Raw genomic sequence first — 26,465 nt, 5'->3', positions numbered from 1 at the left:
CGGGATTCGGTTGCGACATTCGAGTCGAGTGTGGATTGTGTTAGGTGCCTCGCATTGCCCGGATGGCTTCTTCCCGGACGGCGGGGCGTTGGCCCATGACCGAGTTGCCGCCGACGAGAATATCGCAACCTGCTTCTCGGACTAGGTTTGCGTTCTTGGCCGAGAGCCCGCCATCCATCTCCAGGCGCTGGATTGGGTGAAGCAGCGGGCGGATCGTCCGGGTTTTCTCAACGGTGGACTCGATGAAGGCCTGGCCGCTGAAGCCGGGGTTGACGGACATGACCAGGATGAGATCTGGATGGGAGACGGCAGGCAGGATCCACTCGACCGGAGTCGGCGGGTTGATCGCCAGGCCCGCCTCGACGCCCAGGGCGTGCAGGCGGTCAACATGACGCGGGACATCGAAGGCCTCCACAACCTCGATGTGGAAGGTGATGCAGTTCGCACCAGCCTTGGCGAAGGGCGCAAAGAACATTGCCGGGTCGGTCACCATCAGGTGGACGTCCAGGAAGACTTCGGGCATCGCCTTGCGAAGATCTCGGCAGAGATCTGGACCCATCGTCAGGTTCGGGACAAAGTGCCCGTCCATCACGTCGAGGTGCAGGAGGTCGGCGCCGGCGCGGAGCACGTCCTTGCAGTCATCAGCAAGGCGAGCAAAGTCGCCCGACAGGACCGAGGGCGCGATCAAGGGCAGGCGCGGCGGATGGGAGAGTTTCCAGGGCATCGGCTCCAGTGTACGGGAGCCGGCACGTGTTGCTGGTACGACCGTCGGCAGGTGTTCGCGCGATCGGGGGGTGTGTAGCATCCGTCACGAACGGAGGTCGTCCATGCATCCCATCTCGAGTGGACCGAGTTACGACGCGACGCTGACACGCCTCAAGGGCGTGGGGCAGGAGCACGTGCTCCGCTTCTATGAGACGCTCGATCCGGAAGAGCGTCGGGGGCTTCTGGAACAGATCGAGCCTCTGGATGTCGAGTCGTTACCACGGCTGGTGGATGAGTATGTGAAGAACAAACCCGCCGTCACGCTTCCGGCGAGCGTCGAGCCCGCGCCGTATTTCCCGCACGACCACCGCTCGAAGTCGCGGCCCTGGGATCGCGACGCGATCCGTCGAAAGGGTCAGGATTTGATCGCGAGCGGGAAGGTCGCGGCGTTTGTCGTCGCGGGGGGGCAAGGAAGCCGACTGGGGTATGAAGGGCCCAAGGGGTGCTATCCCGCGACGCCGGTGACGAACAAGAGCCTGTTTCGTGTCTTTGCCGAGCATCTCGTGGGGGCTCGGGAGCGGCTGGGCGTTGATGTGCCGTGGTACATCATGACGAGCCCCCAGAACCACGAGCAGACGCTGGAGTTCTTCGAGAAGCACACGTTCTTTGGGTTGTCACGATCGAGCGTGATGTTCTTTGCGCAGGGCGTGATGCCGTCATTGGATATCGAATCCGGGCGCATGCTCCTCGCGACGACGAGCCACGTCGCGACGAATCCCGACGGGCACGGCGGCTCGATCAAGGCGCTCGCGGCGTCTGGCGCGCTCGCCGACATGAAGAAGCGCGGCGTGGAGCACGTGAGTTACTTCCAGGTGGACAACCCGCTCGTGCGTGTGCTCGATCCTGTCTTCGTCGGTTTGCACACGTTGTCGAGCGCTTCCTCAGGCGAGATGTCGTCGAAGATGATTCCCAAGGCGTATCCCGAGGAAAAGATGGGCGTCTTCTGCCGCATCGATGGCAAGGTCTGTGTCGTGGAGTATTCCGACCTGCCCATGACGCTGCAGAAGGAGCGGCTGAGAGACGGATCGCTGCGCTTCATCGCGGGCTCGATCGCGATCCACATGATCGCCGTGGAGTTCATCGATCGGCTCGCGCATGATCCCAAGTTCTCGCTGCCGTACCACCGGGCGGAGAAGAAGATCCCGTGCGTGGACATGGAGACGGGGAGGCCGATGACGCCGACCACGAACAACGGCGTGAAACTCGAGCGGTTCGTCTTCGACGCGCTGCCGATGTGCAAGGCGAGCGTCGTGATGGAGGTCGATCGCGACGAGGAGTTCGCGCCGATCAAGAACGCCACGGGTGTGGACAGCGTCGAGAGCAGCAAGGCGATGCAGACGACACGCGCCGCCCGATGGCTTGAGGCGTGCGGCGTGCGCGTGCCGCGGAAGGACGACGGGAGCGTCGATGGAGATATCGAGATCTCCCCGGCGACGGCGACGTGTGCCGAGGAACTGAAGAACGCGATACTCCCGGCGACGCTGGAGCGCGGGGCGAGGCTCGTGCTTTGAGCGAACGAACGCCGCGAGTGCCTGGTGTTTCAGGGCGATTCGGCGGGTTCCCACGCGCCCTGGCCGAGCGGGCGAGGCTCGACCGATTCGGCGACGTGCCCGTGCTTCTGGCGCACCCCGACTGGGAGACGCCCGCGCCCGTCATGCTCTGGCTGCATGGGCGGACGGTCTCGAAGGAACTCGATCCGGGGCGGTACCTGCGATGGATACGGGCGGGGATCGCGGCGTGCGCCATAGACCTTCCCGGGCACGGCGAGCGAGCGGATGCAGACTTGCAGTCGCCGACACGAACGCTCGATGTCATCGAGCAGGCGGTGGGAGAGATCGATCGTGTCGTGGAGGCTCTTGCCGACCCTCGATTCTCGGGCATCTTCGATCTCGATCGCGTGGGGCTCGGCGGCATGTCCGCGGGCGGCATGGTAACGCTGCGGCGATTGTGCGATCCGCATCCCTTCTCGTGTGCCGCGGTCGAATCGACGACGGGGTGGCTTGCCGAGATGTATCGGGCCGCCGGCTTGGATGGCTGGCGTGGCACGCACGCGCCCGAGCGGATCGCCGAGGTCGATCCCATGGAGCGGCTGGATTCGTTCCGGCCAATTCCGTTGCTCGTGCTGCATAGCGAGAGCGATGTCGTCGTGCCGTTCGCGGGGATGCGGGCGTTTGTGGAGCGGCTCGGCTCGGTCTATGCCGCGCGCGGTTCGAGCGCGGAACTGATCGAGATGAAGACGTGGACGACAACCGGCGCGCCCGAGGAGCACTCGGGCTTCGGGCGCGTGGGGGCGGAGGCGAAGGACGTGCAGGTGGAGTTCCTGAGCCGGACTCTGCGTGCAAGGCCGATCGCGGAGTTCTAGTTCGAACTCCGACAGGTGCGTAGTAGTCAAAGACCCAGGCGAGACGCCAGGGCCACAGAAGAATGGAAGGCGACGACCTTTGCAAAGGGCTAGTTGTCCGACTTGGACTTGGGCTTATCGTCGCGTTCATCGCCGTAGTTGGGCGCCCTCCCGCCGCTGAAGCGGAGGGCCTGGATCGCCGTTCCCGGGAACTTCGGCTGGACGTACCACCCCCAGAACGCCGCGGAGCCGTAACTCACGACATCGGTGGGCGGATAGAACTGGAACGCGAAGGGGACGACGTCCTGGAGTTCGTCGTGCGAGCCGAAATATTTCTTCCAGGGCTTGTCGATGCTCATCGGGCGAGAAGACGAGCCGCGGAGCGAGACGACATCGACAGGGATCCAGTTCACGGTGTTGGCGGCCTCGTCATAGAGGCAATACTCGACCCAACTCCGCAGGCCCTCACTGGACTTGCCATAGCGTCGATCGCGCGACGTGCCGAACTCCCAGCCGATGACGGTGCGGGTGGGGATTCCCGCCTCGCGGAAGAGGGCGGCCATGAGGACGGTGATGTCCTCGTTGGTGCCGCGCTCGGTGAGGATGGTGTGCGAGGGACCGTTCATGAAGACGCCGGAGAGTTCGCGCGTCTGTCCGCGCCGATTGATGGTGGAGATGCCGCTGGGCTGGATCTGCTCCCAGACGGCCTTGGTGATCGCCTTCGCGACGAGGGTGACCGAGACGTCTTTGATATTGTCGATGCGCTCGTTCTTGAGGGCGGCGTCGAGGAACTTCCGCAGGACGACCTTGTTGTACTCATCCGGCTTGCCATTCGTCGGCGCGAGGTCCACGAACGCCTGCGAGCCAAACGTGAGGGCGGCGTCGGTCGGCCAGGCGCCCTTTGGCCAGGGGACCAGGAGCGCGTGCTCCTCATCGAAGCGGGTGTTCCAGGCGCGTGCGGGGATCGTGACGTTGAAATCGACCTCGCGGACGTTGGCGATCTCGTTGAGCGTGACATCCCAGTGGGCGAGTTTCACGCCCGAGTGGAAGAGCGATTTCATGATCGAGACATCACGCGTCTGGAGACGGTCCTGAAAGGCGACCTCGCCCGTGACCGATTCGGGGTCGCACATGGACGTGCCGCTCATCGGGACGATGGGCCAGACCATCGTGACCGATTTGATTGGGAAGGGCGTGATCTTGGGGACGCGGGCGTGCTTGCCCGAGGCGTCCTGCAGGTCGGTCGACTCGCCGCCGAGTTCCGAGTTGATACGGATGGTGACGTTCAAGATCCAGTCGCGCTCGCCATACGGCTCGATGTAGGGCCCGAAGGTTGGCTCGGGACGCTTCAAGGGGGCGCTGGGCTGGTTGGTGTTGTCGGGGGTGGTCGCTTGATCTGCGGGTGTCGTGGTGCGCGCTTTGTCCTTCGAGCGCGAGGACTGGGCGAACGCGAGCGTCGGCGCGAGGGCGACGCCCACGAGAGCCGACATGGCCGCGAGACCGAGGAGTGAACCGGCGCGGGTCGAACGGGTCTTCGTGTTACTCATGCGTGTTCTCCTTGGCTGCGATGGCGAGCGGGAGGCAGGGTCGGGTGTGCCGAAGGGTCGATGACGCGTGGTCATCGTCTCGCGGCGTCATTCGTCTCGAAATGGCGAGACGGCCGCCGTCCTTTCCGCGTGGCACACTCTAGTTCGCTTGGTCTACTCACCCAGGCAGCGAGTATGGCCAGGGATGCCTGTCGCGCGCACCGTCCCCATCGAGTGGCGTTCCGCATTTGGACGCCTGCGGAGTCCGTTGGTTCCATCGTCGGTGCGGGTACACTGTTCCATGCCTCCTAAATCAAAGCCGAAGTCTGCCGCCCGCCCAGCCGCTCGAACAACGGGATCGAAGCCCAAATCGACAAAGAAGACGGGTTCGGTTCGGGGTGGTACGAAGCCAGCGGCATCCACGTCTTCGACCAAGTCCAAGCCGGTCCCTTCGGCGTCACATCACGCGCCATTCCATGACGAGTCTCGTGCCACGCGCGTCGAGAAGGACACCATGGGCGAGATGGTCGTTCCGGCCGACGTGCTCTATGGCGCCTCGACCCAGCGGGCAGTCCTGAACTTTCCGGTCTCGGGTCGCCCAGTGCCGGCGCGGATCATCAAGGCGTACGCGATGCTCAAGGCGGCGTGCGCCCTCGTCAACAACCGACTCGGTCGCCTCGATCAGGAACGCACGCAGTCGATCCTCGAAGCGTGCGGCGAGATCGCCGACGGGCTGCCCGGCTTTGGCGGGCTGGCGCGGCACTTCCCCATCGACATCTTCCAGACCGGCTCGGGCACCTCGACGAACATGAACGCGAATGAGGTTGTCGCCAACATCGTGTGCGTGCGAAGGCACAAGCCGATCGGGCTCTCCAAGGACGCCGAGTATCTCAAATCCGGCGGCGTGCACCCCAACGACCACGTCAACATGGGGCAGTCGTCCAACGACACCTTCCCCACGGCGATGCACCTTGCCGCCGCGATCGCTATTCACGAGGAACTCCTCCCCTCGCTCGACACGACGGCGAAGCAACTCGAGAAGCAGGCGAAGGCCTGGGACACGATCGTGAAGATCGGTCGCACGCACCTGCAGGACGCGACGCCGATCCGACTCGGGCAGGAGTTCTCCGGCTACGCGGCGCAACTCAGGCACGCCCAGGAACGCCTGCACCGCGCGACGCACACGCTCAGCGAGTTGCCCCTCGGCGGCACGGCCGTCGGCACGGGGATCAACGCCCACGAGAAGTTCGGCGCGATGGTCGCCGCGGAACTCTCGCACGTCACGGGGATCCACTTCCGCGAGGCGCAGAACCACTTCGAGGCCCAGCACGCCAAGGACGCGTACGTTGAGACTTCAGGGCATCTCAAGACCATTGCCACGAGCCTCAGCAAGATCGCCAACGACATCCGCTGGCTCGGCTCCGGCCCGCGCTGCGGCATCGGCGAACTCAACGTCCCGGCCGTCCAGCCCGGCTCGTCGATCATGCCCGGCAAGGTGAATCCCGTGATCTGCGAGAGCGTGATCATGGTCGCGTGTCAGGTCGTCGGCAACGACGCCGCGGTCACCTATGGCAACTTCGGCGGCGTTGGCTCCATCCTCGACCTCAATGTCGCCATGCCGATGATGGCGGCGAACCTGCTCGACTCGATCCACCTGCTCTCTCGCGCGTGCGCCGTACTCAACGACAACCTCCTCACGGGGTTGGAGCCCAACATCGAGCGCTGCAAGGAACTGATCGAGGGGTCGCTCGCGATGTGCACGAGCCTTGTGCCCGTGATCGGCTATGACAAGTCCGCCGCCCTTGCCAAGCAGGCGTTCAAGGTGGGCAAGACCGTCCGCCAACTCGCGTACGAGCAACTCGTGGGGACGAAGGACAACGCGGGCAAGTCGATCACCAGGGCCGCGATCGATGGGTACCTCGACCCGTGGAGCATGACCCTGCCGGGCGGCGAAGGAAGCGCGGGGGGGTAAGGAAAGTCACAGAGGACACCACTCTGGAGAGTGGTGCCACCGAAAGGGCAGCGGGCCAACTTTGGTCAGTCCGTGAGTCGGCCCCGCGGCGCTCTCGCCCAGTGCAGTTTGTTGATGAGGCGCGACCAGTAGTCGCTCGCGGGATTCCGCACGAAGCGGACGTGGCGCCCGTGCGAGGTGACCAGCACGCGATCTCCCAGGTTGAGCGGCGTGTGGACCTGTCCGTCAAGGACGAGCGTTGTGCCATGCTCGCCGCTGGCGCGGTTCACACGGAGCATGGTGATCTCGATGATGCTGCTGCTCCCGACGACGATGGGTCGGAACGAGAGGCTCTGGGCCGCGATCGGTGAGATGGAGAGCGCCTCGACCGTCGGCGCGACGATGGGCCCGCCCGTCGAGAGGTTGTACGCGGTCGAGCCGGTGGGCGTGGAGATGACCAGCCCGTCGCCGTGGACCGTTGGACCAAGCGTGCCGTCGATCGTGAGGGCGAGCGTGATGAGGCGATAGGGCGGCCCGGCGGTGATGACGCAGTCGTTGAGGGCCGAGCCGGCGAAGCGGATCGGGTTGCGCTCGCCGCGATGGACCTCGGCGTGGATGAGACCCAACTTGCGGATCGCGAGCGGGCCGGCGCCAAAGAGGCTCTCAGCCTGGAGGCGCACGCTGGGCATGTCGAACTCGGCCATGAACCCGATCTTGCCGAGGTTCACGCCGAGCATCGGCGCATCGAGTTCCACACATCGGCGCGTCTGGGCGAGGAGCGTCCCGTCGCCGCCGAGCACGACGATGAGGTCGGGTCGTGACAGATTGTCGGGGAGCGGCTCGTTGTCCGCGGGCAACTCGGCGATGATGGTGCCGTGCTGCTCGATGAGCGCGCGGATCTCCTCGGTCGCGACGGCGACCTCCGGCTTGTGGGGGTTCACCAGGAGCAGGACGGAACGAGCCATGTCTCAATTATCGGCCAGTTGAACGCGGGGCGTCAGCCTACCTGATCTCGTGGGACAGGCGGCCCGCCTGTATCTACTTTCTTATACAAATCAGGCCAACCGGTGGGCTTGATGGAGAAAAAGCGGCCTTTGTCACGACGCCGCGTGTGGCGAACTCTGCGTGTGCTTGATCGCGCTCTTGAACGCCTTGGCCAGTCCTTCACGATCCAGCCCGACCTCCGCGAGTTGTTTGGCTCTCGAGTCCTGCTGGATGAATCGATCCGGAAGGCCCAGACGCGTGATGATCGGGGCTTCCTGTGTGTGCCCGCCTGCCGCGAGCAGCTCGCTCGCCGCCTCAACGACCGCGCTCCCGAAGCCGCCGATGGTCGAGTGGTCCTCGATGGTGACGATCGGGACGCGGGCTTCGAGGAGTTCGGCGATGAGGGCCGTGTCCACGGGCTTGGCGAAGCGTGCGTCGTAGACCGCGACCGCGTGATCATCCGAGAGCGATTGGGCCGCCTCGAGCGCCGCGATCGCCGGCGTGCCGAAAGCCAGCACGGCGAGGTCCGGGTTCGTCACATGTGGCGTCAGGTTTCGCGCCCGCCCCATCACGAACGCCGGGCACTCGGCCTTGAGCAACTTCTCGCTCACGTTGTCGCGCGGGTAGCGCACCGCCGAGACCCCCGCGTCATACACCCTCATGAACTCCAGGGCCGCGATGAGGCTCGGCTCGTCGATCGCCGCCATCACCACGGCCTTTGGCAGCACACGCAGGAGCGCGACGTCGCAGAAGCCATGGTGCACCGCGCCGTCGCCGCCGACGAGCCCCGCGCGATCGAGGCACAGCCGCACGGGCAATCCCTGCAGCGCCGCCTCCTGGAAGGCCTGATCGAACGCCCGCTGGAAGAACGTCGAGTACACCGCCATGAACGGCTTGTGCCCCGTCTTCGCCAAGCCCGCCATCATGTCCAGCGCGTGCGACTCGCAGATCCCCGTGTCCCACACGCGATCGGGGAAGCGCGGCATGACGTGGTTGAGTCCCGTGCCATCGGGCATCGCCGCCGTGCACGCGACGACCTTCTCGTCGCGCTCCATCACGCTTTGCATCGCGTCGGCGAAGGCGGTCGTGAAACTCCGCCCCTCGCTCTTGAGTTCCACGCGGCATCCCCCCGCTCCCGCCAGACTCGCCGAGTCGGGGCTGAGTTCCTGGTCGATCTTGAAGGCCGGCGGCGAGTGGAAGGTGCTGCTGTCCTGCTCGCTGAACGCGAAGCCCTTGCCCTTGATCGTCTTGACGTGCAGGACCATCGGGCGCTCGAAGTCGCGGGCTTCCTTCAGGAACGTGATGAGCGTGGGCAGGTCGTGCCCGTCGATCGGCCCGATGGCCTTGAGCCCGAAGTGCTCGAACCACCCGCTGCCAACGCTCCCTCCGCCCGCAGCGCCGGTCGCCCCGTCCTCGTTGATCATCGCCTTCGCCGCCTCGCCCGCGCGGTGGTAGGCCTCGGTGAGGAGCGACCCGCCGGGCATCTGCTTGAGGACACTCTTGGCCGACTGCTTGAGGTCGCTGTAGAAGTGGCTGATGCGCAGTCGATCGAAGCGGGCGGCGATGGCGCCCTGGGGCTTGCTGATCGACATCCCGTTGTCGTTGAGGATGACGAGGAACTGCCGCTTGAGCGTCCCCGCGTTGTTGAGCCCCTCCATCGCCACGCCATTCACCACCGAGGCGTCGCCGATGAGCGTGACCACGCGCCGCCCGTCGGGCGTGTCCTTCCCGTCGAAGGCCTCTTTGTTCAGCGTGTCGCCGCGCGCCATGCCGACGGCCGTCGAGATCCCCGTCCCCGCGTGCCCCACGGCGAAGAGATCGAACGACGACTCGCGCGGCTCGGGGAACCCGGCCATCCCCTCTCGCGTCCGCAACTTCCCAAGGAGCGGCAATCGCCCCGTGAGCAACTTGTGCGGATAGCACTGGTGCCCGACGTCAAAGAGCAGGCGGTCGTGGGCGAAGTCGAAGACGTAGTGGAGCGCGATCGTGAGTTCGACAACGCCGAGGTTGGGCGCGAGGTGCCCGCCGGACTTCTGCACCTGGTCGCAGATCGCCTGGCGGATCTCCGTGGCCAGTGCCTCGAGTTGCGGCATCGACATCGCCCGCAGATCCCTGGGCGAAGAAAGCCCGGCGAGGATGGGGTAGGCGTGGGGGGCGTGCGAAGGAGGAGAATCGGTTGGGTGCTTGGACATATGGCTTGGTTGGGCGAACGTGCCCCGCGATTCGATCCACGGGGATTCCTGGGGCGTGGCGAGGGGGGGCGTGGGGAGGGGGGGCGTGGCGAGGGGGGCGTGGAAAGGGCGATCCTCAAGTTTTCAAGAAACTTTGAAAGTGTAGACCGGGCCACGGCCGTCCAGAGGCCGGCCAAGGCGGGGGTCTTTCCGCAATCAAGGCGAGTCTCACGAGCCAGGAACGCGGCCCGACCGGCCGTCCGCTCCACTACGTCGCAAGGCCCGCCCGGGTTCGCTGCGGGCGCGAGGGTCCCGCGTCCACACACGACGGCCGAATCACGAATCACGAGCCGAGGGGGAAATGGCCAAATTTCCACATGGCCAAATGACCAAATGAAGAGGCCCCGGAATCCTCCGGGGCCTCGTGCCTTCGGTTCTCAGTTTGGCCATGTGGTTGTTTGGCCCTTTGGCCCGTTGAGCGCATGGCGGGGAGGGGGGTCACGCCGCGAGGCCGAACTCCTCGTCGCGGCTGGTTGTGCTCTCAATGGTGAAGCCCTCACCGTTGGTCCGGCCGAACGAGACGAGGAGCGTCGCGGACATGGGGCCCAGGATCCCGCTGCGGACGGCCTGGACCTTATATTCGACGCTGTCGGGCCCGGCGAAGAAGGTCTCATCGACGAAGGACTTCCTCCCGCTCGAACCGAGGGGGGCAAAGTCGGCCTCTCCCGCGGCGCGGCGGAAGATGGTGTAGGTCGTGCCGTTGGCCCCCTCGGGCTGCGTGGCCTTCCACCGGATCGTAATGTTCCCGGTGTTGGCGTCGAGCGCCGCCGAGAGATCCGTCGCCGCGTTGGGCGCGGGGACGGCGGTGGGGGGCTGGGGCGGGGTGATCTGGGCCACGTTATAGACGGTGGGGTTGTCGGTGCTCTCGGCGAAGAGGCGGATGGTCGCGACGGTGAGGGCCGCGGACTCCTGGAGCAGGCGCACCTTCTCGAGCGCCTCCTGGGTCGCGGCCTTGGCGGCCTCCTTCGCCGCGTCCTGGTCGTCGACGGCGGCGCGGGCCGCGTCGTACGCCGAGGCGAACGACGAGGCGGTCGCGGGCGATAACCCGATCGAGGCCGCATTGTTCACAAAGACGTCGGCGTGCGTCTTGCACCACTGGAGGAAGTCCAGACGCGGCGAGAGCGGATACGTGGCCATGAGGTCCCATCCTTCCGGCGGCCATGCGCGTCCTCGCCCGGCTCGTCGTGCGTCCCACGCGAGACGCCGATCTCGAAGAACGAGCCGGACGAACCCAGGGTCCGTGCCGCCGGACCTTCCGATCGGGCCGAGCCGCGCGACGATCCAGTGCCAATGAAAGAAGTCGATCGTGCGCGGGACGGATGGGCGGAATGCAAGGATCGGGCAAGAGGGGCCGGATGGAGGGCCGCCCCCCGCCACGAGTCCCATCATGACGACCCAGTCGGGGCGATCCCGAACGCGAACGCCGAGGACACAAAGGAAAGAGGAGGGGGATGATGATGGAAGGGGGGTGAAGGAGACGAGGCGCCGAAGAGACGGCGAGACGAAGTTCCAAGGGCGGCCCACCCGCCTCGACGGGCCGTGCGTCCATGGATTCTCGGCCATGGGCGGTGCCGAGGGCGTCATGACGGCGTTCCGAGCGGCCTGTGTTCGGCGGACGGGCGGCCCGACCGCCCGGAGAACCCTGAAAAAGAAACAATTTTCCTTGTCGAGCGGAGCGCTCCAGCCGTGTGGCGCTCCGCTCGTGCCGTCGAGCGCTCCGCTCCAGCCGTCCAGCGTTCCATTCCAGCCGTGTGGCGCTCCGTCCCAGCCGTCCAGCGTTCCATTCCAGCCGTGGAGCGGAACACTCCAGCCGTGTGGCGCTCCGCTCTAGACGCCCCGTGGAGCGCTGCGGACGTCCAGGAAACCATGTCTCCACCAGCGCGGAGCGCTCGGCCATCGGGCCGCACTCCTTCTCCCGGCCCGACGCGCCCTCGCCCGCACCATCCCATAAGAAAAGCCGCCACGGAGAAATCCCCCGTGGCGGCCGTCGAAGATCAGAACCATGAGTGACGAATCACGAATCACGAACCACGAATCACAAATCTCCCCCTCCCGTCCGTGGTGCTACTCCGGGCTCGCCCCCCCCGTACCCCCCACCCCCCGCGTACCCATTGGTGAACTCGACCACGTCCTGCATGTCGACGACGCCGTCCATGTTGATGTCGGCGAGCACGTTCTCCTCGCCGTACTTCTCCATGAAGACGCCAAAGTCGTTCACATTGACCTCGTTGTTGTAATCGAGGTCGGCCAGGGCCTTGGGCTCCTCGCCGATGAAGGCATAGTGCGGATCGTCCACGGGGTCGAGTTGCGGCGGGGGAGCCCAGCCACCATTGGGAATCGCCGGTGGGAGCCTTGGATCACGCATCGCGTGGACCTGCACGAGGTCGAGATCCACCGAGAAGACCTTCGAGGACTCGAAGACGATTTTCACATGCATCATGCCGCTCGAAGTGATGAACGGACTCCATCGAGTGCTCTCCGCCACGTCCTCGGTTCGGAGGTAGAAGGTCCGGCGGGACATGATGCTCTTCTTTTCGAGCAGCGTGTCGGGATCGGGGAGGGTTCCGACGTCGGGCCAGATCGGCGCCCAGAAGCCGTACTGGGCCGGATTGCCCGATTCATAATAGAAGTCGCCGAACTTCACTGGTCTCCAGAGTTCCTGATCGAAGTCGAAGAGTTCCATGCGGCAGCGGACGCTGAAGTCCACGGGATCCGCGTTGCTTACGTTCGGGACTTCGGTCACGAGGGATTGCTCGGCGTCGATCCCCAGGCGAAGGGCCTCGGCCTCGATGTTGATTCGCAGCAGGTCCTCGTCGTCGGGAATAGAGAATCCGTTCGTGGGATCATCGATACCCACGTTGAACCAGTCCGTCACGATGGAGGCCTTCCATTCGCGGCAGGGATCGCCCGGCACACAGGGATCATCGGCGACCTGCTCGGCGTTGATCCGCACGTGGTCGGTCAGGGGGCTCACGAAGCGGGGATTGGTGTCGGTCAGACGCTCCAGGCTGACGATCTCGCCCTCGGGATCCGCGGTGCTCTTAGGAACCGGTGAGCCGTCCGCCCCCCATTCGATTCCCCACCAGGTCATATAGGGCGTGTACACGCGCTGGTAGACGTCACGCCATCCCGCGGCCTGCTCGGCCCGGAGTTGGTTGTTGGTCTCGCTGGTGAAGACGGTCATCTCCGGGATCTGCTTGGATCGATACAGGGCGAGCGTGGCGTGCAGCGACTCGGGGTCGGGATAGAAGCCCGTGGTCAGCGGGCCGCCCGACGGGCCATAGATCTGGCTCAGGTTCACCGAGGGTGTCCATGGCACGATGAAGTCCTGGGGGTGGGTGCGCCGGTTGATGTCCTGCATGTTGGTCCCGATGATGGTCTCGAACCACGAGCGATGCACGCGGTCGGAGGCCTCCCACCAATCCTCGTATGCCTTGTAATAGCGAAGTCCACTTCCAGTCTCGATGCCGGGCCTGAAATAGGGAATGCCCTGCGTGTAGTTGCAATGGCTCCCGCCGGACCCGCCATCATCGCACTCGGGATTCGTATCACCTGGGTGGCAATGCCCCTGGCCGCCGAGAGCGGTCTCGTTGTCTTGACCCACGGCCCAGAGGACGGGGCTCGCGAAGTCGGCCGAACTCTTCAGGTTCGTGAGGGCCAGCCAGCGCGAGAACGAGGGCGCCCCGGGTGCGTAGCCGCGACCGGCAACGCTCGGCAGGCGCCAGCCGTGCTGTCCGACATCGGTGAGCGCGCCCCACCAGTATCGCTTGTACTGGTCCTGATAGAAGAGCGGATTGCCCGGATAGTTCGCCCACTGGCAACTGTCGGCGATGGTCTCCTTGTTGTGCCACCACCCCGGATAGAACTGCAGCGCCTCGGAGACGTCGAGCATGAAGTAGTTGTCGCACTTGGCCTCGGGGAACCACTGCTTGAGCGGGTCGTAGGCGCACTCCTTGAGGACCGCCGCCTTGGCGTTGTGGCAGACCTCGAAGAACCAGACGGCGAGGGCCTGGTTTCGTGAGTTTCCAAGTGGTCTAGTTTGCCAGCCACCGCCAATTCCATCACCGAGGTTGCTGTAGTTATCGATAGGATCGGGCTTCGCGCCGAAGAAAGGGTTATTTGCGTCATTCACATCGCCGTAGTCATTGACGGCCTGGAGCCACAACTGCGACATGGTCAGGCCGTTGTATCCCGGGACCGGCTCGGTGTCCCAGCGGACCCGCGTCTGCCCGTCGGGCATGAGGCGGGCCGGCTCGCGGCTCATGGCGCGGAGCATGAAGGGCTCGTTCGTGGATCCCGAGGACCCCGTGATCGTGTTCTCCCAGTCGAAATGGAATCGATCGGGGAAAGGGAGGTCGGGGAGTCCGAGTGTCTGATTGTTGTTCTCGATCTGCTGGCGGAGACGCTCGGCAAAGTCTTCCATCCACGCCTTCGCTAGTTGGCGGCCCTTGGTCATCCACGGCTGGCGTACTTGAAATGAGTGGAGAAAGTCAGGGAGGTTCGTCCCACTGGGTGGTGACGTATCTGGCCAATCCGGTCCGTTCGGTGGAACATCATTGTCCAGTGCTTCGTTCGACACCATGTCCTCATCCACAAAGACAGCGGAGGTCCCTTCGAGGAAGTCCTGGATCCAGACGGTACACCCACCCGTGAGTGGGCCGGAGCCATCGGGATCGGGGCCGAGGAGGCCGTGCTGGGAGTACGCCTTCATCTGGCAGAAGATGTTGTCCGCCGCGTCGGTGGGCGTGGAGTAGTACACCTTGAACTGCACGACGACGCCCATGCGCGTCTCATTGGGGAAGAAGTCCGTGTAGTAGTTCGGGTTGCACGGGTATCCCCCCGCGCCCGGATTCTGCGGCCATCCTGTGAAGTTCACGCGCGGGTAGACCGCGCTCTGGGCGGAGGCCATCGAAACGAGCCCCGCCATCGCCACAAGGCTACACACCCGGAGACCACGCCAACATCTGTGTGCTCCCATCGTCCAACTCCCTTCAAAGAAAGAAACGAGTCCAACGCCCGGACAACACACGGGCACGGTTCAGGATGTCGATACCTATTACCGGCGACGCCGTATCGCGGTTGCACCGATTCCGACAAGAATCAGCGAAGACACGATTCCGGGCGAAGGAATGGTGGCCACAAACCCCCTCGCGTCGACGCCCGCGGCGGAGGCAAGCCCCGCGAAGTGCAGGCCATCATTCGAAACCATGAGACGGCTGATCTGATACGGTGCGATGATGCTCACGCCGTGCATCGAAAGAAAGTCCTCGGCCCGCATCGCGCCGGTCGCTTGCGTCCAGATCCACGAGCCGCCAGAGAGTTCGCCGACCAGGACACTTCCATCAAACGAGGCATCCGTCGGCAGATACAACTGCCCGCCGAGCGGGCTCTCAATCGAGTACAGGTTCGCCACACCGTCGGTGATCGTGTAGAGGTTGCCTGGCGCGACATCGTGACGAAAGAACATGGTTCGACCATCGCCAGTCAGCGTCGAGATCACACCAAGATTGGCCGACGTGCCATCTGGCAGCGTAAATGGTATGATCGCCGGACCACCATCCTCCCAGACCCACGGACGATCGGTCTGCGTGAAGTTCGGCGCCCAGTTCCCCACGGCGATGCGCCCGTCGCTCGACAGGCCCGTCACGCTGTTGAACGTGCTCCCGCCGGGAAAGGGGGGGAGGGTGGCCGTGTTGCCGTCGAGTGTCCAGCGGAAGGACTCAAACTCGTTCCCCGTCGAACGGTAATACAACATCGCGATGCTGCCATCGCGATTGAGATGGGTCATGCGTCCTCGCCGAGACTGGCCATTGATGATGACCGGCGGAATGGTGTGCTGGGTGCCGTCGTCGCGGTAGAGCACCACGTCGAAGTTAGAGCCAACGCTGTCCACGCTGACCACATGGCCGTCACCCGAGATTCTCGGGAAGTCGCCGATCCCGTACTCGGTCCTCGCGCCCCCCGGCGCATAGCGATACGTCTGTCCGAACCCGGGCACAGTCCCCGTGAAACTCCAACCGACGACCGTCCCATTGTCGGCGATGTCCGAGACCCACGTCGCGGTGTAGCCCGCCGACGGCTCGATCAACTCGAACGCGGGCGTCTGGGCGAGGGCCGGGCATCCGAGGAGTGCCGTCCCCGCGAGTGCCGCGAAACAGAACCCCGATCGACGCGTACTCGCCGCGTTTCGCCGCCACCGACGCCGCCGCGCGGTTGCACCGATTCCGACAAGAATCAGCGAAGACACGATCCCGGGCGAAGGAATGGTGGCCACAAACCCCATCGCGTCCACGCCCGCGGCGGAGGCAAGCCCCGCGAAGTGCAGGCCGTCGTTCGAGACCATCAGTCGGCTGATGCCGTAGGGAGCGGCGATGTTCACGCCGTGCATCGAAAGAAAGTCCTCGGCTCGCATCGCGCCGGTCGCTTGCGTCCAGATCCACGAGCCGCCAGAGAGTTCGCCGACCAGGACACTTCCATCAAACGAGGCATCCGTCGGCAGATACAACTGCCCGCCGAGCGGGCTCTCAATCGAGTACAGGTTCGCCACACCGTCGGTGATCGTGTAGAGGTTGCCTGGCGCGACATCGTGACGAAAGAACATGGTTCGACCATCGCCAGTCAACGTCGAGATCACGCCAAGATTGGCTGTCGTGCCATCAGGAAGCGCAAATGGTGTGAGCGACGGCGCGCCATCCCCCCAGACCCAGGGTCGGTCGGTTGATGCGGAACTCGGTGCCCAGTTCCCCACGGCGATGCGCCCGTCGCTCGAAAGGCCGGTCGTGCTGTTCCACGTGCTCCCGCCGGGGAAGGGGGGGAGACTCGTCGCGTCTCCTTCGGACGTCCAGCGAAAGGCGGTTCGCTCAGACGCACCGTTGCTCGCGGAGGTGCTCAGCATCGCAACCGAGCCGTCTCGATTCATGTACGTGATCGTTCCCAGCCTTGATTGGCCCTGGTAGACCACGCCGGGCACAAGGTGCTGCGAGCCATCGGGGTAGAACAACGTCGGCGAGAACCCGTTGGACTCTGGGAGATATCCAACCACAAGGCCATCGCCCGAGATGCGAGGCGCTCGACCGAGAGGGAACTCATCACGAACACCACCCGGTGAATACCGGATGATTGGACTATTGCTTGGTGCCGAGCCGTTGTACGACATGGCCACAATCGTGCCATCGTCGGCGATGTCGTAGACCTGCGTCTTCGCGAACCCTACCGACGGCTCGATCAACTCGAACGCGGGTGTCTGGGCGAGGGCGGGGACACAGAGCAGAGCCAGTCCGCCTAAACCACCAAGCGCCGCACGAACCCTGGCGGAGGTCTTCGCCCGGTTCGCAGACAGGCCCGTCCGATTCGGATGATCGCTTCGCATCTGGCCGCCTCCGATCGTCCCACTACGGAGAATGTGCATCAGGTTTTCCAGAATGCCAACCAAAGTGGAGAGATTTTCTTGGGAATCTGCGTCTGCCTGGGGACTTCCCCAGGGGAAACAGGCGTTGGACGGGCGGCGAGGGACGGGTCCGCCGTCCGCAGGACCGCCCGCTCCACGATGCATCGATCCGCCCGAGGCGATGGCTCAAAGCAGTCATCGTCTCGGGGCACCCGGCACGCCAGACGGCGCCGTCACCATCGACGATCTCCTCTACTATCGCACGAGATTCAACGCGGGGTGTTGAAGGAGGACGGCTTTGGGGCTGGTACACTCGGCGCGAGGGAATGGGAAAACGCCGGGTGCCCGGAGACGACTGCGGCACGATGCCATCACCTCGGACCCCTGAGATCAAACGCCCAAACGTGGGTCGGGCGAAGCGCCTGTCCCACACCACCCGCCCGAAACCAGTTCGGTCAACTCTGGCACGAAAGACAGGAGCCAACGCATGCCAACAACCAAGATCCTCGCCACAGCAGCCCTGGCCGTTGCTGTTCTATTGCACGATTCGGCATGTGCCCAGGCATCGTTCATTCCCCTGGGCGATCTGCCGGGCGGGAGTTTCAACAGTCAGGCATTCGCCGTCAGCCGGGATGGCTCTGTCGTGATCGGCCAGGGGTTGAACCCAACCGTTGAGGCGTTCCGTTGGACCGTGGGGGGAGGCATGGTCGGTTTGGGAGACTTGCCCGGAGGCTCGGTGGACAGCACGGCGTTCGGCGTGAGCGACGATGGCTCGATTGTTGTCGGACGAGCGTCCTCCGCTGCGGGCTTGCAAGCTTTCCGTTGGACAGCCACGGAAGGCTTGGTTGGTCTGGGCGACCTTCCGGGCGGGTCGTTTCAAAGCCAGGCGACCGCCGTCAGCGCGGATGGATTGGTGATTGTGGGCGATAGTTCATCCTCTTCCGGCGCCTCAAACGCGTACCGATGGACCGCCGGGGAAGGGATGGTCAGCCTCGGCGATCTCCCCGGCGGCAGTTTCTTCAGTGTGGCGTGGGCCGTGAATGCCGACGGCTCGGTGATCGTCGGTGACAGCCTGGGTGGCAATGGTGGGCGCGAGGCCTTCCGTTGGACCGCCGCGACCGGCATGGTCGCGCTCGGTGATCTACCGGGAGGGTCGTTCGCGAGTTACGCGTATGGCGTGAGCGCCGACGGCACGGTCATCGTCGGGACCGCCAGTTCCGCCTCGGGTTTGCAAGCGTTCCGCTGGACCGCTGCGGGGGGCATGGTCGGCCTTGGCGATCTGCCGGGAGGAGTCTTCTCCAGCGGGGCAACGGGCGTCAGCGCGGATGGGAACGCCGTCGTAGGAGTGGGCGCCGCGAACGTCGGCGGCCGCGCGTTCCTATGGACGCCGACACTGGGCATGGTGAATCTGAAGGACCATCTCATCGCGCTTGGCGTCACCAACCTGACCGGATGGAATCTGCTCAACGCCGAGTCCATCTCGGCCGATGGTTCGACAATCGTCGGGCAAGGAACGAACCCGCAAGGCCAAGCCGAGGCGTGGGCCGCCCGCCTTCGAGCACCCGCCTGTGCGGCCGACCTTGACGATGGATCCGGCACCGGCACTACCGACGGTGCCATCACCATCGACGACTTGCTCTACCTCCTTGGCGTCTTCCAGTCCGGCAACGCGACCGCCGACCTTGATGACGGCAGTGGCACGGGCACGCCCGACGGCGCGGTCACCATCGACGACCTGCTCTTCTTCCTCGACCGCTTCAACGCGGGGTGTTGAGGGAAGAAGGCACTAGGCATTGGGCACTAGGCACTAGGCACTTGGTGCGAGGCGTGTGATCCGGACACCGCTCAACGAGAGTGGTGCCATCAGAAACGAGCGAGTGAGTATCACTCCGCCTTCACATACGCCCGCAGCCCGTGCACGCCGCCCTCGCGGCCGAAGCCGGATTCCTTGTAGCCGCCGAAGGGGCTGGTCGGGTCGAACTTGTTGTACGTGTTGCACCAGATCACGCCGGCCTTGAGTTGCCGCGCGATCTCGAACATCTTGCTCCCCTTGTCGGTCCAGATCCCCGCGGCGAGGCCATAGGGCGTGTTGTTGGCGCGGGTGATCGCCTCCTCGGGCGTGCGGAAGGAGAGCACGCTGAGCACGGGCCCGAAGATCTCCTCGCGGGCGACGGTGTGGCTGGGCTGCACGCCGGTGAAGAAGCACGGGCGGCACCAGTAGCCCTTGCTCGGCAAGGTCGAACGATTCGGCTCGACGAGCGTGGCGCCCTCCTTGGGGCCGAGGTCGAGGTACTTGCGGATCGTGGTGAGTTGCGCCTTGCTGTTGATCGCGCCGACGTCGGTGTTCTTGTCGAGCGGATCGCCCACGCGCAGGCTCGCGAGGCGCAGGGAGAGTTTGCGGGTGACCTCGTCGAGGATCGGCTCCTGCACGAAGAGCCGCGAACCGGCGCAGCAGACCTCGCCCTGGTTGAAGTAGATCCCCTGTACGATGCCCTCGATGGCCTGGTCGAGGCTGGCGTCCTCGAAGATGATATGGGGCGATTTCCCGCCGAGTTCGAGGGTGAGGCTGGGGAAGGAGCCGCTCGCGCGAGGCTTGGCGGCGGCGAGGGCGATTCTTTTGCCGACTTCCGTCGAGCCGGTGAAGGCGATCTTGTCCACGTCGGGATGGTTCACGAGCGCGGCGCCGGTGCGCCCGTCGCCGGTGACGATGTTGACGACGCCCGGTGGGAGGCTGATCTCCTCGATGAGTTCGGCGAGCATGAGCGCGGTAAGGGGCGTCGTCTCGGCGGGCTTGAGGACGACGGTGTTGCCGCAGCAGAGGGCCGGCGCGAGTTTCCACGCCGCCATGAGGAGCGGGAAGTTCCACGGGATGATCTGGGCGCAGACGCCGAGGGGTTTGGGCGCGGCCGTTGAACCCGGGAAGGCGTACTCGAGTTTGTCGGCCCAGCCGGCGTGGTAGAAGAAGTGGGCCGCGACGAGGGGGACATCGACGTCGCGCGATTCCTTGATGGGCTTGCCCGAGTCGATGGACTCGAGCACGGCGAGTTCACGCGAGCGCTCCTGGATGCGCCGAGCGAGGCGGAAGATGTACTTGGCCCGCTCGATCGGCGCGAGGGCGGCCCACTTGGGGAACGCGGCCCGGGCGGCCTTGACCGCGGCGTCCACGTCGGCGTCGCCGGCCTGGGCGATCTGCGCGAGCGTGGCCTCGTTTGCGGGGTTGAGCGTCGGGAAATAGTGGTCGGAGGACTTGCCCGCAGACTTTGAGCCGGATTTGGATCCGCGGGGCGCGACCCAGGTGTTGTTGATGAAGAGGTCGTAGCGGTCGTGGATCTTGACCTTGGCCGTCTCGGGCGCGGGGGCATAGGCGAGGTCGAGGGGCTCGCTGGCAATCCGCGAGGGCTTCTTGGCGGTGGAGGTGCCGTTGGTGTGGGTGCTGGAGGAGGTGGTCATGGTCGGTGGTCCTGCTTTCGACGCGGCTGGCGATCAGGGAATGGTAGGGGATGGTGGTTCTGTGGCCGGCGGTGAGGATGGAGGGGCAGACGAGCCGCCTGCCCGACGAGAAGATGGCGTCCCGCATTCGGGGCATGTGGTGAGGGTGTCGAGGGTGTAGCCGCAGCGGAGGCATTGGTTGCGGGCGAGGCGGCGGCGGCGGATGGCGCGGGCGCGGAGTTCGTAGACGCCGCCGGTCAGGAGCCAGTAGAAGATGATGTCGGCGAGGAGGCCATGCCAGACGGGGAGCGCGGGGATGAGGGCGACGCCGCGCCAGCCGGGTGTGGTGAAGCCGAGGTCGATCTGGAGCCCGCCTCGGAAGCCGTTCCACGTGAAGGGGCCGAGATGTCGGGGCGTGTTGAACCAGGGTTGTCCCTCATAGTCGCGGCGCTCGAACGCGTGGAAGGGCCAGCCGGCGCGGTAGCGGGTCTGCCAGTGCGAGAGGCGACTGCGCACGATCGACTCGGCATATCGGTTTTCGAGGGCGTAGCCAAAGGTTCGATACGTCATCGAGGCAGCGGGCTCGGGCCAGTGGGGCGCCGGCCACATCCATCGGATCTGGGTATCCCAAGACTCGACGTACGTCTGGTTGGTCACGGCTCGATCACGCCAGCAGTGGTAGATCGCGCCGGCGACGGCGCTCGCGAGCGTGAGGAGGAACGCGAGGAGGACGAAGAGGATTCGTGTGCTCGTGCGGGGCATGGGTCAGGGACATTGTGGAGGCGCGACTGTGCCGCATTCGGGACAGGTGGTGAGGGCGTTGAGGGAGTAGCCGCAGGTGAGACACAGGTTGCGTCGGCGTCGGCGCGCGCGGCGGGTGAAGGCGATCGTGTTGAGGATCGCGAAGAAGAGTGCCGCGTAGGTGAGTGATGAGAACAAGAACTGCGGCCAGGCCGGCTGCAGCGGGAGTCGCGGCTCGACACCCCACGAGCCAATCGTTGGCGTCGGCCAGACATTGGCCATCCCGGGGATCTCAAGGCCTTGGAGGTATCGCCGGCGGAGTGGCGAGGATGTGTCGAGGGCGGTCTCGCTGTTGTAGCGCTCCCAGCGCATGCTGAGGAACGGCCAGCCGACGCGGGCGGTCTGGAGCGTGCGCTGCGGGCGGTCGTCGGTGGTCATGATGAGTGCGGAGCCGTGCCACTCGGCCTCGCTGACGAGGTCGTGGCGGATGCCGAATCCGGTCCAGTTCTGGTGGGTGCGCGGCTCCCATCCCTTGGGAATGAGGCACTGTGGAATGCTGTGATTCGGCTCGTCGTACCCAGCGTTGAGCTCGCCGTCAGTAAACCGTCCCGTGAGGCCGAGCGTCCAGCAGGTGAGCAGAGTGGTGAGGATGCCGAGCGAAAAGTAGAACGCGACGAGGAGGGCGAGGTGTCGTCGCGGTCGTGTGGGCATCGGGGGATCCTCGATACGGGTCTCGACGAAGTCCCGATCACGCCTCCGCAAAGTCAAAGTTCGCGGTGTACTTGCCGGTGGCGAGGCGCGTGAGTTGGCGGAGAAGGTCGTTGCACAGGCTGCTCGCGCCGAAGCGGAAGTAGTGGGGCGTGAGCCAGGGGTTCTCGTGCGCATCGTCAAAGCCGGGGACGCGCAAGGGGCCCATCGTCTCGTGGACCATGATGAGATAGTGGACGGCCTGCTTCGCCGTGCGAATCCCGCCGGCGGGTTTCATGCCGATGAGCACACCATCGCGGAGGTACGCGTCGCGGATCGCCTCGAGCATGACGAGCGTGACAGGCATAGTGGCCGCTGGCGAGACCTTGCCCGTGCTCGTCTTGATGAAGTCCGCGTGGGCGCCAGCATCCTTGGTCGGCACGGGCGCGTGGCGCAGTGCATCGATCGCGAGGTCGCTCGCGCGACGGACATGGTCGAGGGTCTCGAGTTCGCCCGTCTCGAGGATGACCTTGAGGCCCGCCGACGAGCCATCATCACGGAGACAGGCGGCCTTGGTCTGCACGATCTCGTCAGCAACCTCGTCGTATCGCCCGGCAAGGAACGCGCCGCGGTTGATCACCATGTCGATCTCATCGGCCCCATCGGCGACGGCACGGCGGACATCATCGAGGCGTACATCGAGCGGATACTGCCCGCTGGGAAACCCCGTGGCGACCGAGGCGACGTTGACGCGCGTGCCACGCAGGGCGTCCTTGCACGTCTTCACGAGCGAGGGATACACGCACACGGCGGCGGCGCTCGGGAAGCCTTCGGGGAAGTGGGCGGGATCGATGTGCGGCGTGACGGCCTTGCGGCAGAGGGCGCGGGCCTTCTCGGGGGAGTCCTTCCCCTCCAGCGTCGTGAGGTCCATCATCGACATCGCGCGGAGCAGCAACTCGCGTTTCGTCGTCGTCTTGATCGAGCGTTTGGTGAACGAGGCGGCACGCTCGGCCACCATGACGGCGTCAACGGACGGTGAGGAACTCGCGTGGCGGGGCATGCCGAATGCTAGGGAGTCGGTGACTTCGGCCCGGGGTGCGGCACGTGGGTTGGGAGCGGGGTCGAAATCGATCCGCGGGGGGTCGTGTGACACTGGAGTGACGCGAGAAACTGAGCGACGGCCCGGGCCGCGGCAACCGCGTGGACGGGTTCTGTCCACAGGTCGTTGTGCCCGGCGTTCACAACGAGGGCGAGCGTCGATTTGGGCGTGGCGGCCGCGATTTCCCGGGCCTCCTGAGGCGGCGTGATGGTGTCGGCGTCGCCCTGCAGTACCAGCATTGGAACTTCCACACGTGCCGCCCAGGTGGCTCGATCGAAGGACATTGGGTTGAGCGTAAGGCATGTGGCGTTGAACCTGGTGGCGTATCGCGAGCTGGTCATCGCCAAAGCGGCACTGAGCGTCACGCCGTGAGGCAGAGCCTGTGCGCGCAGCACGTTTCGCGCGGGCGTGAGGGCGAGCCTGTACGGACTCTCGGCAATCATGCCACACAGATTCGGGACCAACTTTGACGCGGCGACAACGATGGAGACCCCCGCGCCCATCGACCAGCCATAGAGCACGATCGGCGTCGTCGGCGGGAGTTGCAGGTGCTCAAGAAGAGAGTGGAGGGCTGCCGGCTCGCGAAGGCCTTGCGTGCAGACGCCGGGCGCTTCGCCGTGCCCGGGTGAGTCCCAAAGAATGAGGCGTGAGGCGTGCTCGACCAGGTGTGGGAGTCTCGCGAGCGCGCCGACACGGGAGTCGCCCCAGCCGTGTGTCATGATAATGACGGGCGCGCTGGTCTCGGTGGTCGCGGCGTGCCCGGGCACGTCCCAGTAGGACATGTCGAGCGAATCGTGCCGAAACGTGTGCTCGGTGAACACGACCGCCCGGCCCGAGGCGAGGGTGATCTCGTCGGGCGTGCCCGGGCGATTGCGGGCGAGGGCCGAGGCGTAGGTTCGACGCGGCGGGTGCGCGAGACGCCATGCCGTGGCGAGGATCGTGGCGCCCACGACGAGGACCAGGCCCAGGAGCAGGAAGAGCGCGAGGTCGAGGGCGTCGAGGTGCATGCCGTGTGAGTAATAGGGCGGCGAGATCGAGCGCGGCGTGCAAATCGTCGCGAAGTCTACATCCCGAAGAGGTTCCGCACGTCGTTGTACGTCACGACGATGAAGACCGCGCCGATGAGGACGAGTCCGGCCATGGTCAGCGCGTTCTGCACCGACGCGGGCACGGGCTTGCCACGCACCTTCTCGGCACAGAGGAGGAGGAACTGCCCCCCATCGACGATGGGGATAGGGAGGAAGTTGATCACCGCCAGGTTGATGGAGATGAGCGCGAGGAACCGAAGGAGGTGCATGAATCCCTGGTCGGCGACGATGGTCCCGATCTGGGCGATCCCGATGGGCCCTTTGAGGTGCTTCACCTTCACCGAGTTCTGGAAGAGGCGGACGAACGTGAGGTAGGTGGAGCGCATCGCCGAGCGTGTCTCTTTCATGCCAATGGCGATCGCTTCGAAGGGCGTCTTGCCCTTGAGCAGGTCCTGCTCCATTGCGAAGAGGTGCATGGGGATCGGCGAGGCGTACGACAACGCGCGGAGGCGTAGCACGTCGGCCTGCGGAATCATGAGCGTGACTGAGGTTGGCGCCGGATCCGGATCGATCGCTGTGCCCACGGGAAGAACCCGGAGCGACACGCTCGCGTCGCCCGTCGCGGATGCCGTCGCTTCGATGAGAGCGCTCCGAAGCGTGCCGAAGTTCATGACGGAGATCTCGTTGACCGCAAGAATCGTCGAGCCAGGTGGGAGGACGTCGTATGCCGGGAGAGCACGAGGCTCGGCGTTCTTGGCCCGTGGATCGAGAGCTTGCGCAGGAGTTCGCGCCAGAAGCGTGGAGGTCTCTGCCGTCGTCGAGGCGTGGAAGCCGATCCTTCCCTCGGACGACACCTTGACCGCCAAGGCGTGCGACGTGTATGGCGTGCCGGGGACTGCCGGAGTGCTCGCCCGGAGCACCACCACATCGAGCATCCGCCCGGCGTTCGCGTTGATCTCGCGGATCCCCTGATCCAGGCGCGGATACTCGATCGGGCCGATGCGAGCGAAGATGTCGCCTGGCCGAAGACCGGTGCGTGCCTGACCTTCCTCGTCCATGCTCGAGATGCACAGAACCGGCGAAAGCCCGAGCAGGTGCTCGATCACGACGGTCCCCTCGGCCAGACGCTTCTCGGCGTCGGACTTGGCGCTCCAATCGTCAAGCCCCGGGCCGACGCGGTCCAACTCCAGTTCGGGCTGGGGCAGGAGGCTCCTCGCCTGCTTGGCGTGCGTGACCGGGTGCTCAAAGACGACCTCGATGGGCGACTCGGGATGGGCCTTTGCCGAGGCCTCGAGTTCTCGGGGCGAAGTCGCGGGAACTCCGTCGATGGAAACAAGCACCGACCCCGGCGGCACATCATGAATCCCCGACTGGTCGTACTCGACCTTGAGCCGCTCCAGGAGTGCCCGATCCGTCGTCGTCGCGAGCGAGACGCTGTGCGGTGGCGCGATCCCGAGTTCCTGGAGATCAGAAATCACGCCCGTTTCGGGCTTGATAGCGAACCGCACCTCCGACGCCACGCCCTCGCGTTTCACGACGAGTTCAACCGGTGTGCCTGGCTCGGCCATCGCGGTCTCGACCATGATGTCGCCGAACTTGTTGGGCTTCACGCCGTTGATCTCAATGATCTCGTCTCCCGGTTGCAGACCTCGCTCCGAAATGTTCAACGCCTCGGCGTTGAGAGGCACCGCCATCGCGGCGGGCGCTGTAGGGTCCACCACACCCACGCGTGCCGGCTCAACCGGCAACCCGATCATGAAGATGACCACGAACAACGCCGCGGCACTGATCAGGTTCATCACGACGCCGGCGCAGATCACGACCATGCGTTTCCACACCGGAGCGTTCTGGTAACTGTCCGGCGCGCTGCTGGTCGCCTCGGGGTTGAGGTCCTCCTGCCCGAGCATCTTCACGTAGCCGCCGAGGGGAAGAAAGTTGAGTCGATACTCGGTCGGGCTGACGCCGGGGATCAGGCCGCCGGACGTGCGGGCGCGAGCGAGGTATTCAGGCTCGGAGGTGCCTCGGCGCAGACCCATGCCCTTGCGATACGAGAGCGTCGCGGGCCCAAAGCCGATGGCGAAGGCCAGGACGCGGATCCCCGCCCAGCGAGCGGCGAGGAAGTGCCCCAGTTCGTGAATGAAGATGATCAGCCCAAACCCGATGACGATCTGGGCGAGGCTGGTGAGCGTGCTCAAGACGGCAAGTGTGGGCGCGTGGTGCATCGGATCAATTATCGGCACGTGGGCAGGGAATGGTGACGGGGAGTTGGGATTGTTGAAAAGAATAACCCGCGGCG

General features: G+C 65.2%; 17 protein-coding genes. 4 read left to right on the top strand and 13 right to left on the bottom strand.

Annotation, left to right across the window (positions count from 1 at the left end; genetic code table 11):
* Positions 1-40: 40 nt before the first annotated feature.
* Positions 41-724 (bottom strand): ribulose-phosphate 3-epimerase, encoded by a 684-nt coding sequence (gene rpe / locus IPK69_01825; GenBank protein ID QQS09388.1) that lies wholly within the window; start codon positions 722-724, stop codon positions 41-43.
* A 103-nt stretch (positions 725-827) separates the two neighbouring features.
* On the opposite strand from rpe, the gene IPK69_01820 reads away from it, so the two are divergent.
* Positions 828-2,276, top strand: coding sequence for a UDPGP type 1 family protein (locus IPK69_01820; protein ID QQS09387.1), 1,449 nt, complete (start codon positions 828-830; stop codon positions 2,274-2,276).
* A gap of 17 nt (positions 2,277-2,293) precedes the next feature.
* Positions 2,294-3,127, top strand: coding sequence for an alpha/beta fold hydrolase (locus IPK69_01815; GenBank protein QQS09386.1), 834 nt, complete (start codon positions 2,294-2,296; stop codon positions 3,125-3,127).
* A gap of 89 nt (positions 3,128-3,216) precedes the next feature.
* Here IPK69_01815 and IPK69_01810 read toward each other — a convergent pair whose 3' ends face one another.
* Entirely contained in the window at positions 3,217-4,653 is a 1,437-nt protein-coding gene (locus IPK69_01810; protein QQS09385.1) for a transglutaminase domain-containing protein, read from the bottom strand.
* Between the two features lie 280 nt (positions 4,654-4,933).
* Between IPK69_01810 and IPK69_01805 the strand changes: the two genes are divergently transcribed.
* Positions 4,934-6,604: a class II fumarate hydratase gene (locus IPK69_01805; protein ID QQS09384.1), complete on the top strand. Its 1,671-nt coding sequence runs from the start codon at positions 4,934-4,936 to the stop codon at positions 6,602-6,604.
* Positions 6,605-6,669: 65 nt separating this feature from the next.
* Here the strand turns inward: IPK69_01805 and IPK69_01800 are convergent, their stop codons facing one another.
* The 5 genes from IPK69_01800 to IPK69_01780 all read right to left on the bottom strand — a co-directional run bounded on the left by IPK69_01800 (position 6,670) and on the right by IPK69_01780 (position 17,167).
* On the bottom strand, positions 6,670-7,548 hold the full coding sequence (locus IPK69_01800) for an NAD(+)/NADH kinase (GenBank protein QQS09383.1): 879 nt from the start codon (positions 7,546-7,548) through the stop codon (positions 6,670-6,672).
* Between the two features lie 132 nt (positions 7,549-7,680).
* Positions 7,681-9,759, bottom strand: a complete 2,079-nt coding sequence (locus IPK69_01795; GenBank protein QQS09382.1) for a 1-deoxy-D-xylulose-5-phosphate synthase — start codon at positions 9,757-9,759, stop codon at positions 7,681-7,683.
* A 477-nt stretch (positions 9,760-10,236) separates the two neighbouring features.
* The gene (locus IPK69_01790) at positions 10,237-10,935 is read right to left on the bottom strand and encodes a hypothetical protein (GenBank protein ID QQS09381.1); all 699 of its coding nucleotides are present in this window, start codon (positions 10,933-10,935) and stop codon (positions 10,237-10,239) included.
* A gap of 898 nt (positions 10,936-11,833) precedes the next feature.
* Positions 11,834-14,725, bottom strand: coding sequence for a hypothetical protein (locus IPK69_01785; GenBank protein ID QQS09380.1), 2,892 nt, complete (start codon positions 14,723-14,725; stop codon positions 11,834-11,836).
* 129 nt (positions 14,726-14,854) lie between these two features.
* Complete coding sequence (locus IPK69_01780) at positions 14,855-17,167, bottom strand: hypothetical protein (protein QQS09379.1); 2,313 nt, start codon at positions 17,165-17,167, stop codon at positions 14,855-14,857.
* A gap of 505 nt (positions 17,168-17,672) precedes the next feature.
* Here IPK69_01780 and IPK69_01775 point away from each other — a divergent pair.
* On the top strand, positions 17,673-18,959 hold the full coding sequence (locus IPK69_01775; protein ID QQS09378.1) for a PEP-CTERM sorting domain-containing protein: 1,287 nt from the start codon (positions 17,673-17,675) through the stop codon (positions 18,957-18,959).
* 110 nt (positions 18,960-19,069) lie between these two features.
* Here the strand turns inward: IPK69_01775 and IPK69_01770 are convergent, their stop codons facing one another.
* The 6 genes from IPK69_01770 to IPK69_01745 are packed head-to-tail and all read right to left on the bottom strand — an operon-like array spanning position 19,070 to position 26,391.
* Positions 19,070-20,635: an aldehyde dehydrogenase family protein gene (locus tag IPK69_01770; protein ID QQS09377.1), complete on the bottom strand. Its 1,566-nt coding sequence runs from the start codon at positions 20,633-20,635 to the stop codon at positions 19,070-19,072.
* 33 nt (positions 20,636-20,668) lie between these two features.
* Complete coding sequence (locus IPK69_01765) at positions 20,669-21,376, bottom strand: hypothetical protein (GenBank protein QQS09376.1); 708 nt, start codon at positions 21,374-21,376, stop codon at positions 20,669-20,671.
* 3 nt (positions 21,377-21,379) lie between these two features.
* Entirely contained in the window at positions 21,380-22,066 is a 687-nt protein-coding gene (locus IPK69_01760; GenBank protein QQS09375.1) for a hypothetical protein, read from the bottom strand.
* Between the two features lie 37 nt (positions 22,067-22,103).
* The gene (gene deoC / locus IPK69_01755) at positions 22,104-23,102 is read right to left on the bottom strand and encodes a deoxyribose-phosphate aldolase (protein ID QQS09374.1); all 999 of its coding nucleotides are present in this window, start codon (positions 23,100-23,102) and stop codon (positions 22,104-22,106) included.
* An 8-nt stretch (positions 23,103-23,110) separates the two neighbouring features.
* Positions 23,111-24,148: an alpha/beta hydrolase gene (locus IPK69_01750; protein ID QQS09373.1), complete on the bottom strand. Its 1,038-nt coding sequence runs from the start codon at positions 24,146-24,148 to the stop codon at positions 23,111-23,113.
* Between the two features lie 56 nt (positions 24,149-24,204).
* The gene (locus IPK69_01745) at positions 24,205-26,391 is read right to left on the bottom strand and encodes a site-2 protease family protein (protein QQS09372.1); all 2,187 of its coding nucleotides are present in this window, start codon (positions 26,389-26,391) and stop codon (positions 24,205-24,207) included.
* Positions 26,392-26,465 lie beyond the last annotated feature (74 nt).

This window comes from Phycisphaerales bacterium, assembly GCA_016699835.1.
Lineage (GTDB): Bacteria > Planctomycetota > Phycisphaerae > Phycisphaerales > UBA1924.
Note: the sequence above shows the minus strand (reverse complement) of the source record. Positions and strands in the feature narration are given on the sequence as shown.

Coding starts and splice junctions, on each gene's coding strand:
- IPK69_01800 (QQS09383.1), bottom strand. CDS start 7,548: ATGGCTCGTTCCGTCCTGCTCCTGGTGAACCCCCACAAGCCGGAGGTC.
- IPK69_01765 (QQS09376.1), bottom strand. CDS start 21,376: ATGCCCCGCACGAGCACACGAATCCTCTTCGTCCTCCTCGCGTTCCTC.
- IPK69_01750 (QQS09373.1), bottom strand. CDS start 24,148: ATGCACCTCGACGCCCTCGACCTCGCGCTCTTCCTGCTCCTGGGCCTG.
- IPK69_01760 (QQS09375.1), bottom strand. CDS start 22,066: ATGCCCACACGACCGCGACGACACCTCGCCCTCCTCGTCGCGTTCTAC.
- IPK69_01790 (QQS09381.1), bottom strand. CDS start 10,935: ATGGCCACGTATCCGCTCTCGCCGCGTCTGGACTTCCTCCAGTGGTGC.
- IPK69_01785 (QQS09380.1), bottom strand. CDS start 14,725: ATGGCGGGGCTCGTTTCGATGGCCTCCGCCCAGAGCGCGGTCTACCCG.
- rpe (QQS09388.1), bottom strand. CDS start 724: ATGCCCTGGAAACTCTCCCATCCGCCGCGCCTGCCCTTGATCGCGCCC.
- deoC (QQS09374.1), bottom strand. CDS start 23,102: ATGCCCCGCCACGCGAGTTCCTCACCGTCCGTTGACGCCGTCATGGTG.
- IPK69_01805 (QQS09384.1), top strand. CDS start 4,934: ATGCCTCCTAAATCAAAGCCGAAGTCTGCCGCCCGCCCAGCCGCTCGA.
- IPK69_01820 (QQS09387.1), top strand. CDS start 828: ATGCATCCCATCTCGAGTGGACCGAGTTACGACGCGACGCTGACACGC.
- IPK69_01775 (QQS09378.1), top strand. CDS start 17,673: ATGCCAACAACCAAGATCCTCGCCACAGCAGCCCTGGCCGTTGCTGTT.
- IPK69_01810 (QQS09385.1), bottom strand. CDS start 4,653: ATGAGTAACACGAAGACCCGTTCGACCCGCGCCGGTTCACTCCTCGGT.
- IPK69_01745 (QQS09372.1), bottom strand. CDS start 26,391: ATGCACCACGCGCCCACACTTGCCGTCTTGAGCACGCTCACCAGCCTC.
- IPK69_01770 (QQS09377.1), bottom strand. CDS start 20,635: ATGACCACCTCCTCCAGCACCCACACCAACGGCACCTCCACCGCCAAG.
- IPK69_01795 (QQS09382.1), bottom strand. CDS start 9,759: ATGTCCAAGCACCCAACCGATTCTCCTCCTTCGCACGCCCCCCACGCC.
- IPK69_01780 (QQS09379.1), bottom strand. CDS start 17,167: ATGCGAAGCGATCATCCGAATCGGACGGGCCTGTCTGCGAACCGGGCG.